Origin of the sequence: Vibrio penaeicida (assembly GCF_030689305.1) — a bacterium.
Taxonomy (GTDB): Bacteria; Pseudomonadota; Gammaproteobacteria; order Enterobacterales; family Vibrionaceae; genus Vibrio; species Vibrio penaeicida_B.
Genome location: NZ_JAUYVM010000017.1, coordinates 104788 through 118616, shown reverse-complemented (window position 1 = coordinate 118616; position 13829 = coordinate 104788). Strand labels below are relative to the sequence as shown.

The window sequence follows — 13829 nt, the reverse complement described above, 5'->3', positions numbered from 1 at the left end:
AAGCGGCTATTCGTCATGACACAAATGTGATGGGGGAGGCGGCTTCTTTTATAAGTGAATCTAGATCCATGGCTACCCCACAGATTGATAAATTGAGAAATATCGCGATCATCGCGCACGTTGACCACGGTAAAACGACTCTGGTTGATAAATTGCTACAACAATCAGGCACCCTTGAGTCTCGCGGCGAAGCGGAAGAGCGAGTCATGGACTCGAACGACATCGAGAAAGAGCGTGGCATTACCATTCTTGCTAAAAACACAGCAATTAACTGGAATGACTACCGCATCAACATCGTAGATACCCCAGGACACGCCGATTTCGGTGGTGAAGTTGAGCGTATTATGTCGATGGTTGATTCTGTTCTGCTTATCGTGGATGCGGTTGACGGCCCAATGCCTCAAACGCGTTTCGTAACGCAAAAAGCGTTTGCACACGGACTTAAGCCGATTGTTGTTATCAACAAGATTGACCGCCCAGGTGCTCGTCCTGATTGGGTTATGGATCAAGTATTCGACCTATTCGACAACCTAGGCGCGACTGACGAACAGCTCGACTTCCAAGTGGTTTACGCATCAGCACTTAACGGCTGGGCTACGCTAGAAGAAGGCGTAGAAGGCGAAAACATGGAACCACTGTTCCAAGCAGTTGTAGATACTGTTGAAGCGCCTACTGTTGATGTTGACGGTTCACTTCAAATGCAAATCTCTCAACTCGATTACAGCTCATACGTAGGTGTTATTGGTGTTGCTCGTGTTACTCGTGGTTCTGTTAAGCCAAACCAACAAGTCACTATCGTGAGTTCCGATGGCAAGCAGCGTAACGGTAAAGTGGGTACTGTACTGGGTTACCTAGGTCTAGAGCGCCATGAGGTTGAACAAGCAAACGCTGGTGACATCATTGCAATTACAGGTCTTGGTGAACTGAAAATCTCAGACACTATCTGTGATCAAAACAACGTTGAAGCAATGAAGCCGCTTTCTGTTGATGAGCCAACTGTAACGATGACGTTCCAGGTAAACACTTCTCCGTTCGCGGGTAAAGAAGGTAAGTTTGTGACGTCTCGTAACATTCTTGAGCGTCTAGAGAAAGAATTGGTTCACAACGTAGCACTACGTGTTGAAGAAACGGATAACCCAGATCGTTTCCGTGTATCTGGTCGTGGTGAGCTTCACCTATCTATCCTAATCGAAAACATGCGCCGTGAAGGCTTCGAGCTAGCGGTATCGCGCCCTGAAGTTATCATCAAAGAAGAAGATGGTCAGCTGATGGAACCGTATGAAACGGTAACCATCGACGTGCTAGAAGAGCACCAAGGTGGCATCATGGAGAACATCGGCTTACGTAAAGGTGAGCTAACAGACATGTCTCCAGATGGTAAAGGCCGTGTACGCATGGACTTTATGATGCCTTCTCGTGGTTTGATTGGTTTCCAAACGGAATTCCTAACGCTAACGTCTGGTTCTGGTCTTCTTTACCATACGTTCGATCACTACGGTCCTCACAAAGGTGGCGTAATTGGTCAGCGTAACAATGGTGTATTGGTTTCGAACGCAACAGGTAAGGCACTGACTTACGCACTGTTCAACCTACAAGATCGTGGTCGCCTATTTGCAGAGCACGCAGACGAAGTTTACGAAGGTCAAATCATCGGTATTCATAACCGTTCGAACGACCTAACAGTAAACTGTTTGAAAGGTAAGCAGCTAACTAACGTTCGTGCATCTGGTACAGATGAAGCACAGGTTCTGTCTCCACCAATCAAGTACACGCTAGAGCAAGCACTTGAGTTTATTGATGAAGATGAACTAGTAGAAGTCACGCCAGAAAGCATTCGTATCCGTAAGAAGCTACTTACTGAAAACGAACGTAAGCGCGCAGCACGTCCAGCGAAGTAATTCGTAACGCTGAAAAATAATGAAGCCCTGTCAGTTTTGCTGGCAGGGCTTTTTTATATTTATAAATCACATCTTTTGATCTCTTTACCAATATAACTCGTTCAAATATCGAAATTTTTGATTATCTATTCAGTCAATATCTTTGCTAGGAATTTGTCCTAAATTGGATGCGCCTCATGCTCAATAATCAATGATGGTTTTGTCATTTTCACATTCCTCACATCATCGACACATATTTCCTAAAAAGCTCTCAGTCAAATTTGTTGAATCAAAATTCTCCTTCTAAGTGTTAATAGCCTTTGGGCAGTAGGCAGATGCGTTGGGCATGGAAGTTTAGTCAGCAACGTGCCTTTAACATTAAAAATCAATGGAGTGTAGAATGAAACTCAACACCACTGGGCTATTTTTAGCCCTTTCAGTCACAAGTGCGTTAACGTCCCAGGCTATTGGAGCCAATCGAGTCAACTTGGATGAAGGTGCGGAAAGAAGCCAACTAATTTCCATTTCAGAGCTGGTTGAGCAACATCAGTTTGAAACAACGGCTTCAGTAAAACTCAATAATGACATCTCAAAAACCAAGCTACAGCAAATGTACAAAGGGATCCCTGTTTATGGTGAAAGCTTAGTTTCTACCGCGAGTGCACTTCGGTCGGCAAAGAGCTTTTCAGGCGATTTGATCACGGGGATTGAACAAGACCTTTCCGATGTGATGCCATCAATATCAGAAAATGAAAGTGTTTCCATATTGGCTCAGCATTGGAATCACGACCTGATAAAGGTGTCCCAACCTGAGAAGAACTTGGTGGTATGGCTAGACGAAAAAGACACGGCACATTTAGCGTGGCAAGTCTCTTATGTCGTCTATGCGAAAGATCCTTCTCGTCCTTATGCATTTATTGATGCGAAAAGTGGTGCCATTTTAGATACATGGGATGCGATCGCTTTTGCACAAGGAACCGGACCTGGGGGAAACGCTAAAACAGGGCGCTATCATTTTGGCACGGATTACCCTGCATTTGACGTGAAAGAGGTAAATGGCACTTGCAGCCTTGATTCTGCCAATGTTGAAACGCTGGATATGAAGCAACAGCAAGCGGGCGGTTCAATCCACTCCTTTAACTGTTATGAGAACACCAGTCGTGAAGTAAATGGCGCCTATTCACCATTGAATGATGCCCATGCTTTTGGGCAAGTGGTGTTCAAAATGTATAAAGACTGGTATCAAACGGCGCCGCTAACCCAAAAGCTTAGGCTGCGCGTTCATTACGGTAACAGTTACGAAAACGCATTTTGGGATGGTCGCCAGATGACCTTTGGTGATGGGGCGACGCGCTTTTACCCATTAGTCAGCCTCGATGTGGTCGCCCACGAAGTCAGCCATGGTTTTACTCAGCAAAATTCCAATCTTGAATATAAAAACCAGTCAGGCGGGATGAATGAAGCGTTTTCTGACATTTCTGCTGCTGCCGCTGTTTATTACCATACGGGAAGCTTTAACTGGAAAATTGGCGATCAGATATTCAAAGGCTCAGGTTCCATGCGCTACATGGATACGCCATCACGTGATGGTAAATCCATTGATCATGCCAAGGATTACCGCCAGGGGCTGAATGTGCACTACAGCTCTGGCGTATATAACCGTTCATTTTATCTGTTGGCTAATACCCAAGGTTGGGATATTCGCAAAGCCTTTGATGCATTTGTGTTAGCGAACCAGATGTATTGGACACCTCGCTCGACCTACGACCAAGGTGCCGTGGGTGTTGTGAAAGCGGCAGTAGATTTAGGGTACTGTGTCGATGATATCGTTTACGCCTTTAACAAAGTGGGAGTGAATGCTGGTGCACTGACAGGGCAAGGGTGTAAGGATATTCCTACAGATCGTCCTCCTTTAGCGGCTTTTGACGCCTCTGTATCGGGTAAGCAAGTTACGGTCACGGATCGTTCATCCGATGACAAAGGAATCGTTGGTCACCAGTGGTCGTTCGGTGATGGGGCGATGTCCACTCAACCTAATACCGCGCATACTTACAATGCTGCGGGTAGCTATACGGTCACCCTAACGGTCACTGATACCACTGGGCAAACCAATTCATCGAGCCAGTCCATAACCATTGTTGATAACGGGAATTGTACAACACCGTTGTGGGATGCTGGCACCATTTACCTGAAGGGCGACAAAGTTTCCCAAGCAGGTAAAAACTACGAAGCCAAATGGTGGACTCAAGGTGAAGATCCTACTCAAACTGGTACATGGGGAGTTTGGCGAGAGTTAGGAGCTTGCCAATAGAATAAGAGGACCAAAGCGTTAACAAGGGAGCTTCAACGCTCCCTTTAGCTATTTTAGGTTTCTGTTTAAAAGTAATACAAATCCATCATTGAGATTAGATACCGAGTTCTGATAGAGACTTTTGCTACATTTTTGAAACAAATTGAATCAATATATTCAAAATATTGTTGGTTGAATCGTAATTATTCGTAACGACACTTGATAAGATAGTGGAAAGTTCTTAACTTGAAGAGTTAATTTCGACCTGTTCGAATCGACTCTCAGTTGAGTCTGCTTGGCAGGAAGCCAAGTAAATCCGGTTTTCACTTATTTCATTTCGACGAGTTTTCAATGAGTTCCGATAAAAATACCAACGCATGGCAAGCACCTATGCCAGCTTCCCAGTTTGAATTTATGGCTGATATCTTAGACGCTCCATCTCCAATTGGATTTGAAGCAGCGATGAGCTACGGCGTAATCAAGCCTGAATTTGAATCTTTCATGCCGAAAGACTGGGGTATTCACCAATTCAAAGGCAATGCAGGATTAGTCTTCGATTCACACCCTGGACGTGATGATTTGGTCAGCGTAATGATCGTTGGTCACGCGGACAAAATTCGTATGCAAGTACGTAAAATCGATAGCGATGGCAAAGTTTGGATCAACACTGATTCTTTCTTACCAACCACGCTGATTGGTCACGAAGTGAAAGTCTTCTGTCAGAACCCTGAAAAAGCAGGCGAGTTCAAGACAATCGAAGGCTGTACGGTAGAAGCCTTGGGCGCTATCCACTTCTCAACGCCGGGTCAACGTTCAGGCGATCAAGGCATCAAGCCGGAATCTATCTACCTAGAACTTCACACGCACGGTGAAGATCGTAAAGCACAAGTTGAAGCACTAGGTCTACGCCCAGGTGACCCAATCCTGCTTGATCGCCGCATCAAGCGCGGCGTGTCTTCAGACACGTTCTATGGTGCATACCTAGATAACGGTTTGGGTTGTTTCTCTGTAACTGAAATCGCACGTCTATTGGCGAAAGAAGGTTTGGACAACGTTCGCGTTCTTTACACGATTGCAACGCACGAAGAAATTGGTCGTTTCGGTTCAACTGCTGTAGTTGGTGAACTAAGACCAGACGTGCTTATCGCGACAGACGTAAACCACGATTACGAAGCTGCACCTGGTATTGGCGCAAGAAAGATGAACCCGCTGAAAATGGGTAATGGCTTTACCATTGGTCGTGGTTCTGTTGTATCTGAGTTCCTAGTGCAATCACTAGAGAAAGTATGTAAAGACAACGACATCCCATACCAGCTAGACTTCAGTGGTCGTGATATGGGTACTGACGGCATGGCGGCAGTATTGGCGGGTGTTGATAGTGCAGCAATCACGGTAGGTTACCCTATTCGTAACATGCATACAGCATCTGAATCAGCACATACTGGCGACCTATTAGCTTCTATCCATGGTTTGACTGAATTGCTTCGCCACTTCAACAGCCTAAACGATGGCAAAGGCATCACGCGTGATGACCTACTAAACAGCCATATCCGTTTGGACTAAGTTCTACCTAGAGTAAGTAACACTTACATCAAAAGGGAAGCCGAGTGGCTAATGCCGGTTAGTTAAGATGTTAATCGGCAGGTCAATTGAATGATCCTACCAGTATGTAAAAAATCCGATGAACCTTGTTTATCGGATTTTTTTATACACGTTTCCAAGCTCTCGACATCATTAATCGTTACAAACCAAGTTGAGACACTCGCTGATCTCCTAGACATACAATTCTCCTAGAAAATCAATTCTTCTAGAAAAATAATGCCGCTCAACTAAGTGAACGGCATTAGAGCAGGATCTCTCTTTAGTGTTGGGTTGCTTACATCGGTTTAACGACCGTGATTAATCTTCTTGTCGTAGAACTTTTGCCAGTAAGGATAGCGCCGCCGCAAGCAATACAATGTCTTTTAAGAGGAATTGACCCGGTACGACAGAGATTGCTGGAAAGCCACCTAAGCTTGCTTCGGCGATTGGCGCGGTAAACAGAAAGCTTGTTGTAACGGCAAAGATAACCGTTGCACTAGCAGCACCGACGAGTGCAAACACGCGATGTACTGGCGCGAGCAACAAAGCAACCGCGGTTGCCACTTCAACCAAACCGATGAGGTTAGAAGCACCTTGTAAGCTGAAGATACTGTATAACCAACTGGTCAGTGGGCTTGATGCCACAAGACCTTGGATTGCATTTGCTTCGTAGCTAGTAAACTTCATTGCCCCAATCCATACCAGGACGATGATGATAGAAAAACGTACCGCTTGGTCAGAAATGCTGGTCAGTGACTGTGTACCTGCTACTCGATGATTGACGGTGTTATTGAAAGTTGTCATGGTCTTGTTCCTTATCATTTCTTTGATCTATTTGGCGTTATGTGTGATGCCTTGGCGCTCTAATATCTGTTCAAAATTGCCACTTCTGATGCTGGCGACTAAATCATCGTTTCCGCCAACATGGTGATCACCGACAAAAATCTGTGGAACAGTTCGGCGTTGGCTACGGTTCTTCATCTCGTTTAGTCGCGTTGGGTTATCACTGACTTCAATTTCTCGATACGTTAAACCTAAACGCTTTAAAGTGTGCTTTGCGGCTTTGCAATGAGGGCAGTAGTGTTTGGTATAAATTTCGATTTTTGCCATGGTGGCTCTCCGCTTGTTGTCTGTAGGGTTAATTTAGCTGTTGCGGTAAATACTATCTATGCATGATAATCTTGATTTAATACACAGATCGTCTAGCTAACCTCTTATCCCGAGTTCAGGTTAGTTAAGGGAGAGGCTAAATATGGAAGTGATGAGCGACATGCTGCGCACTATTCGTGTCGTCGGCAGCGTCTACTTTTGCAGTCAGGTGGAAGCGCCGTGGAGTAAAACCTTTAACGACCTAGAGCACGCCAGTTTTCATTTGATTAGACGCGGTGGTTGCTGGGCGATTATTGATGATCAAGTGGAACGATTGGAAGCGGGAGATTTGATCTTCTTAGGTCCAGGACAAGACCACGTATTGTCGAGTCAATCTCCGGACAGAGGCCAGCCAGACCTAGAAGAACCAACGCTGTTACTTTGTGGTTCTTTTAGCTATACGCGAACAGTGACGACGCCAATACTGGAGATCTTTCCTCGGGTGACGATAGTACGTGATAAAGACTTAGCGCAATATCCTTGGTTGCGAAGCACTTTTGACCAATTGAGTTCAGAATACCTATCTCAAGGACCAGGCTCGGAGCTGATCGTCAATAAGCTGACCGAAATTATCTTGGTCGAACTGATCCGAATTAACTTTGGGCGAGAGCAAAAAAGCCCGTTTTTAGAAGCGCTGAACGACAAACGTATTTCTCGCGCTCTGCAACTGTTGCATGACCATCCTGACAAGAGTTGGACGTTGGAGTTGGTTGCAGGCGAGATTGGTATGTCGCGCGCAGCGTTTGCTAGCCGCTTTTCTGCCTTGGTTGGACAACCGATGTTTGAATACTTAACCAATCTCAGGATGGGAAGGGCGCAGGAGCTATTGCGTGAATCGTTGTTGTCGATTGATGATGTAGCTGAGCAAGTTGGCTATGAATCGGAGCGCGCTTTTACGCTCACGTTTAAAAAGCATATAGGCACAACCCCCAAGCGCTTTAGAGCACAGCAATAACTCGATATTGCTTGATATACAGATAACAAAAAAGAGCCAAAGCTCTAATACTGATTCAGTTAAAATGTTAATCGGTAGATCAATTGAATGGTCCTACCAATATGTGAAAATCCGGTGGACCCTGTTTATTCTGTGGATACAGAATAAACAGGGTTTACCCGTGCATGCACTTGGGGTATCTACTGAGCATCGCTACGCTCGCACTTTGTCAGCATGCACTTTAACCCAGCGACCTGACATCAAACGCTGAATACACAAGCCAATTTTTATGACCTCTTCAACGATCATTAACAGTAGGATTTGCTTTGGTTCAATACCTGTCGTGATGAAGTAATAGGTAAGAGGCAGTAAAACGATCCACTGGCAGAAAACATCCACGCCCAGACAGTATTTTGCGTCTCCACCTGCACGTAAAATGCCGATCATAAACATGAGCGACAAGCCTTTTAGCGCCATTGCGGCTATCAATACTTGATAAGCAAATTGAGCGGTGTCATGCAACGTTGAATTGTCACTCGCGATAAAATCAAGTACCAACGGCTGACATGCGTAAAGTAGCAAAGAGAGCATCAAACCAGAGATTAAACTCAGCCCCAGATAACGCGGTAGTAAGTATTGAATTTCATCGGTCGCTTTTTGCCCTGAGTGGTTACCAATAACAACGGAGGCGGCGCTTGCAAAGCCAATTAGGAGAGCTGCTGCAATGGATTCTATCGGTGCTAACGCGCCCAGCGTGATGAGTAAATCATTACTTTGTTTCCCAATCAATGAATGGAAAACATACAAACCCAGCGACCAGATAACACTGTTAAGAGCGGCAACAGCCGAAAGCTGAATAACCACTACCGCATCGCTTAGATGAGTGGAAGCCAAAACCTGCTTGATTTGTGTGAGCGAGAACCAGCGCTTGAACATCACAAATCCAATCAGGAGTAAGGTTTCAACACAGGCTGCGATCAAAGAACCAATCGCGACACCAGCAATACCCCATTTAGGAATGAAGCTGATGTTGAGAGCAATGTTAAGTGCTACACCAACCAAGCTGACCACTGTCGCAGTCATCGGTTTAAACATGGTACGCAGCACCGTTGCCAATGAGAGGGTAATGGCGAATAACACAAAGGTCGGCGCGATGATTTTCAGATACAGGCTACCTTGCTCAATGATGGTGCTGTCACTGGTACCAAAAGCCATAATCGCATCACTGCCCATTAAAACGAATCCAGCACAACCAAGTGCAATGATCACGGCTAACACGAGCATAATTAAGCAAACGCGAACAAATTTGTCGTTGACCTTATCACCGTAACATTGCGCCGCAACTTGCCCACCGCCAATCGCGACACCAATAATGCAAAAGCTCAACACCATGTGTGCTTTGGTTGCCAATCCCATTGCGGCCATATCCAGCGGGTTGAGATTGCCGAGCATTACTGTATCAATCATGCTCTTACTGGAAAAAAGCGCGGTTTGAAAGGCGATAGGCAGCGCAAGGCTAAGCAGTGCAAGCAGCCAGTGCTTTTGCGTCTTCATTGTTGCTTCCTTGTTCAAGGTATTTCACGACTACGGCTGGGTTGCCGATGGCAATGGCGTTATCTGGAATGTCTTTGTACACCACACTGTTGGCACCAATGACAGCATTGCGGCCAATGGTCACGCCCTTCAAAATGGTGGCACCTACGCCAATCCATGCGCCAGAGCGAATGATTACCGGGGCTGTGCGAGTGCGTTCTACTTCATCCGCTTCACCTCTGCCTGTCACTGGGTGACCACTGCAATCCATTATGGTGACGCGCGGGCCAAAGCTGACATGGTCTTCAATGGTCACTTTTTCGTAACTGACGATATTGGTTCCCTGCATGATCACATGGTTGCCAATCTCTATTTTTCCTGCCGGACGGTGGTTGGCTTTGACCAGTGTTAAGCGGACAGGGGTATTTTCAAAGGCAATATCATTTTGCGAGTAGATAAGGTTGTGCTCGCCAATCGAGATGCGACCAATAAAATCATCACTGTTGATCAACCCAGTTTCTTGAGGTAATGCGCCATAACTTTCATCGCGAACGAAGGTGAACCCTACGTGTGGTTGGCCGACCAGTGAGCTCGTTTTTCCTATGGTGAGGTGCGGCTGATATTGGGGTAGAACCTGTGGTGTCGCGGAATCTTGATCCATAGGGTAAAGGTTTTCATAAAAGGTGGTCATGTATCTTCTCTTTGATAGTAACGACAGACCCTAGCGGATTGGAAAATCGTTAACGAATGTGAAATAGAATTGGGCATTAGGTGCCATTGCTTGTTTGTTCATTACGTGAGCAAGCACCTAGAAATTGAATTTGATTCGGTGGTCGTTGAAATTAACCAACGTCCATAAATTGGAATGCTTTGAAGGCTGGGCTTTCTTGTGGACGATGCAACTTAATGATGCGATTGAGTGGGACACCACCTTCGCGGTGATCAATGTTGTAGAAGCTGGTCTGCCAGATGTTGTATTTCTCGTGAATACGTTGTGCTGCGTTGTTGGAATGTTCATCGCTGTCTGCGACTTCTTTAGGGTGTGGCCAATGCAATGAGCAGATTGCCTTATTCATCACATATTTATTTTTATTGAGGAATAAACGGATACCTAAGTCGACATCTTCTCCACCCCAAGTGTTGAATGACTCATCAAACAAGCCTGCTTTTAGTAACTCATCTCTTTCTGCAGACACATGACAGGTCCAAAATAGATCGAACGGTGCTGGCCATTTACTCAAGTCTTCACCCATAATCTTGTATTGGTCGTGGCGAATATCGTAAGCACCATTTTTCTTTAGATGCATCAGCGTTTTATCTACATCTTTGCTATTGAGGTGGGGTTCAAGTGCTTCAAGTTCTTCGGCACCTACGTCAAAGCCATACACGTAGCCGACAATAGTAATGGGTGTATCTGCCTTTTCATGGGCTTTTAAGTGTTCTTCTAGCGTGATGCTTGAAAGTAATACGCCCGTATCGATATAAATAATGTATTTTCCATCGGCAATCATAGTGCCAACATTACGTGCTTTACCGGCTCGGAAACCTTTATCGGGTTGCCAAAAATATTGTAAATCCAATTCTGATTTATATTTCTCAATAACGCTCTCGGTATTATCTTGGCCACCATCATTAACAACAATGACTTCAAATTGATCTTTATCTAGTGTTTGTGAAACTAATGAGTCAAGTGTATAAGCCAATAAATCTTCTCGATTATAAGTCGGGATAACCACGCTGATCTTTTTCATTTTATTCCCTTCAATATTTAACGTTCTGTTTGATAACGTGTTTATATCGTTACAATAAAATATGTGCAAGGTCTCATATTTAATGTTTTTTCATTGAAAGCAACTTAATTGCTATTTTTTTGTTTGAAAAACAATCACTTGAATAAGGTGATTTTTATTCCAAAAAATTAATGTAATTATGGATTTTTTACACAAAAAAGAAATTTATAATCAATAATTTATATTATTTTAATGATATAAATCATTATATCGGGTTGGAAAATACTCAATATTTATTTTATAGATTTCCATTTAATTTAAATAATGATGGGTTTGTGAGGTGTATTTATATTTTTGGTGTTGTTTTTTGATGAGATTTTATTTTCAGTAAAGGCGAGGAGGTTATTTTTTTGAGCGGATTATAGGCTGTGTATGATGCTGTTTTTAGTAGAGATGTTATTTTCTTAATATTAATAAAATTCAACATACCTATTATCTACTATCATATTTTTCATATTAAGATACTTGGAAAATAAATAGCAGCCTTGTCACATTGAAGCACTAAACAACCTCATAAGTGGTTTCGGGCATACTTTTCTGAGTAACTTTACTTGGGAAAAATGAGAACACTTTTTCAGGTGCACTTTCATTCAAACGTTGAGTCACGTTGCCATGAAGGAAACCGGTTTCATCTTTTGCTACTCCAGCATCATCTAATGGCAGTTTCAATGCCAATTCATCCTTCCCACTTTCAGCAAATTCGATGTCGTTTAAATCTAGCCAAATCATATAGGGGCTATAAATCGACTGATAAAAATAAGTGTTGGAGATTTGGTTTGCCATATTGATGAACCAAGTCCTGCTCTCGTTTGGTTTATCTGACGTTGAGTCTGTATTAAGACCAATTGGTCGAGATACGTTGTGCATTACGCTAGCAACCCCAGCAATTGCGGTGTCATTGTCGCAGTCTCGCTGTAAATGGCGAGTGTAGTAGGACGCTCTAACAAACCGATCGATTGAGTTGCTTGTACCCGGTAGATTTATCGGCCACTTTTGCACAGATTTGTATTCATTGGTGAGTCGCCAATAGCTGTTGATTTCAATTTGCTTTGAAAAATCGGGCTCATTCGTCATCACACAAATTTCGCGAGTATCGTAGTAGTGAAAATTTGGAATATCACCGTCAGGAACGGCATTAGAACTGATATGCAGTTTGCCGTCTATATACTCAAAAATGGCCACTTTACCGCCTTTGTCTGCAACAGCTAGGTGGCATAGAGCTTCTTTGTTGGAAGAGGGCAACACGCCACCCTGAACATAAATGTGCTGCATCGCTTCAATGGCACTTTCAACCGAATCACAGATATCCAAAATGAACTGAGCCCAAATGCTCACGCAAATTGGCTTTTTGTTTATAGGTTGGGTTTCAAGTGTTGGGTATTGAGCGTCGGTAAACCAAAGCAAATTAGCGACTAACCCTTTTTCATTAATGCCATCATTTACTGTTCCCATAAGGACAGAATCTATTTCACCAACATAGGCAGAAGTCACAGCCGAACGATACTTCGATGTCCAACCCCACGTGTGGTTAGGGCAGGAATTGTTTCTTTTCAGTTCATTAGGAAACACCCATAGGTCAGGCTTTAGAGACTCATACCAATCCAGTGTTCTGCCAGAAAATACCCCATTTTCGGTGATATGGCTGATCCGTGTGCACATGACGGTTTCCTGTGTTTGCCTAAGTGAAAAGTTCTCTACTCACTTTAGAAAAGGTAAGAGAAAATGGCGATTACACGGGGTTACACGAAGGTTGGTTGAAGCAAGAACTCAAAGAGCAGACAAGGTATATGCCTACTCTTAGTTCTGGGTGAAAGTTATTGAGGATTGCTGACTATGTTGATCCTTACTTCACGAATTTCTTCTGGTTCTTGGCTACCTGGAGGGCAGTGTTGAAAGAGTATGGCTCCAGTGCCTTCGCGAAGTGTTTTAAATTCATAAATTGCTTTTCCGGGGGTGCCCAGCAAGCCAATCCTAGTCTCTAAGTTTAGTATCTCGACTAACTCATAAGTACCAGAATTGTCAGGTATTACTGACCAGTAGTATCCCGTAGAAGGATTGGTCTCGACAATAAATCTAGCGGACTGACCTAAATCGACTGTGTTGACCGCATCGGCAACGAGCAGTGTTTCGTTTTTCTCAATAACCATTTCTTTCCCCTAGATCCAGTTAAGATAATAGAGCTGGCACTGCTATCAGTGCCAGCGCTCAAATTAAGGTGCAATACGCTCAATTTGGGTAATGGAGTAATGTATTTTTCCTTCTGAATCAGGAAGGGATGCAAAGACAGTTGCTCGTGCTAAAAATGCCTCTGCTTCTGGGTAGACTGGCTGAGCCTTACAGAAGAAAGCATAGTTTAACCCCGCGACCACTTGCACTTGTACCGCAAGTGGGGTGTATTCAACACCTAAGATGGAATGCAAAGCTTCGGCAGCATTGATTGTTTGCTCATCAAAATCTTGCGCCAAAATAAGAGGGCCGTAGCCACCTACAAGAGTATCTTCGAATGACATGTGTATCTCCTTTTTATAATCACCATGACTGACGTAGTCAAAGCCAGTTTATCTACTGGGCAGTAAATGGCGATTACACGGTATTACACAGGCTCATGACTGATTTGCTTGCCTTATAGCAATGGTGTAGAGGTGATAACTTGAAAGGTTGATGACTTAGGGTGT

At 44.0% G+C, this 13829-nt stretch carries 12 protein-coding genes; 4 read left to right on the top strand and 8 right to left on the bottom strand.

Going from position 1 to position 13829, the window contains the following annotated elements; translation table 11 throughout:
- The first annotated feature begins 68 nt into the window (after positions 1-68).
- The 3 genes from typA to Q8W40_RS22320 all read left to right on the top strand — a co-directional run bounded on the left by typA (position 69) and on the right by Q8W40_RS22320 (position 5730).
- Positions 69-1898, top strand: a complete 1830-nt coding sequence (typA, locus tag Q8W40_RS22330) for a translational GTPase TypA (RefSeq protein ID WP_305400349.1) — start codon at positions 69-71, stop codon at positions 1896-1898.
- A gap of 379 nt (positions 1899-2277) precedes the next feature.
- Positions 2278-4188: a M4 family metallopeptidase gene (locus Q8W40_RS22325; protein WP_305400348.1), complete on the top strand. Its 1911-nt coding sequence runs from the start codon at positions 2278-2280 to the stop codon at positions 4186-4188.
- A gap of 330 nt (positions 4189-4518) precedes the next feature.
- A complete protein-coding gene (locus tag Q8W40_RS22320; protein WP_126608755.1) occupies positions 4519-5730 on the top strand; it encodes a M20/M25/M40 family metallo-hydrolase in 1212 nt (403 codons plus the stop codon).
- Between the two features lie 336 nt (positions 5731-6066).
- On the opposite strand, the gene Q8W40_RS22315 is transcribed toward Q8W40_RS22320, so the two are convergent.
- Together Q8W40_RS22315 and grxC are read right to left on the bottom strand one after the other, a co-directional pair.
- Complete coding sequence (locus tag Q8W40_RS22315; protein WP_305400345.1) at positions 6067-6552, bottom strand: YkgB family protein; 486 nt, start codon at positions 6550-6552, stop codon at positions 6067-6069.
- 27 nt (positions 6553-6579) lie between these two features.
- On the bottom strand, positions 6580-6858 hold the full coding sequence (gene grxC / locus Q8W40_RS22310) for a glutaredoxin 3 (RefSeq protein WP_022561263.1): 279 nt from the start codon (positions 6856-6858) through the stop codon (positions 6580-6582).
- Positions 6859-7000: 142 nt separating this feature from the next.
- Between grxC and Q8W40_RS22305 the strand changes: the two genes are divergently transcribed.
- Entirely contained in the window at positions 7001-7852 is an 852-nt protein-coding gene (locus Q8W40_RS22305) for an AraC family transcriptional regulator (RefSeq protein ID WP_104400255.1), read from the top strand.
- 192 nt (positions 7853-8044) lie between these two features.
- Here Q8W40_RS22305 and Q8W40_RS22300 read toward each other — a convergent pair whose 3' ends face one another.
- From Q8W40_RS22300 to Q8W40_RS22275, 6 genes are all read right to left on the bottom strand, one after another.
- Positions 8045-9385 (bottom strand): MATE family efflux transporter, encoded by a 1341-nt coding sequence (locus tag Q8W40_RS22300; RefSeq protein WP_305400344.1) that lies wholly within the window; start codon positions 9383-9385, stop codon positions 8045-8047.
- The gene (locus Q8W40_RS22295) at positions 9348-10055 is read right to left on the bottom strand and encodes an acyltransferase (protein WP_305400343.1); all 708 of its coding nucleotides are present in this window, start codon (positions 10053-10055) and stop codon (positions 9348-9350) included. Before Q8W40_RS22295 ends, Q8W40_RS22300 begins: the two co-directional genes overlap by 38 nt.
- 151 nt (positions 10056-10206) lie before the next feature.
- On the bottom strand, positions 10207-11115 hold the full coding sequence (locus Q8W40_RS22290; protein WP_305400342.1) for a glycosyltransferase: 909 nt from the start codon (positions 11113-11115) through the stop codon (positions 10207-10209).
- A gap of 540 nt (positions 11116-11655) precedes the next feature.
- Positions 11656-12813: a linear amide C-N hydrolase gene (locus tag Q8W40_RS22285; protein ID WP_305400341.1), complete on the bottom strand. Its 1158-nt coding sequence runs from the start codon at positions 12811-12813 to the stop codon at positions 11656-11658.
- A 155-nt stretch (positions 12814-12968) separates the two neighbouring features.
- Entirely contained in the window at positions 12969-13301 is a 333-nt protein-coding gene (locus tag Q8W40_RS22280; protein WP_305400340.1) for a protease inhibitor I42 family protein, read from the bottom strand.
- Positions 13302-13364: 63 nt separating this feature from the next.
- Positions 13365-13664: a hypothetical protein gene (locus Q8W40_RS22275; protein WP_305400338.1), complete on the bottom strand. Its 300-nt coding sequence runs from the start codon at positions 13662-13664 to the stop codon at positions 13365-13367.
- Positions 13665-13829: the final 165 nt, after the last annotated feature.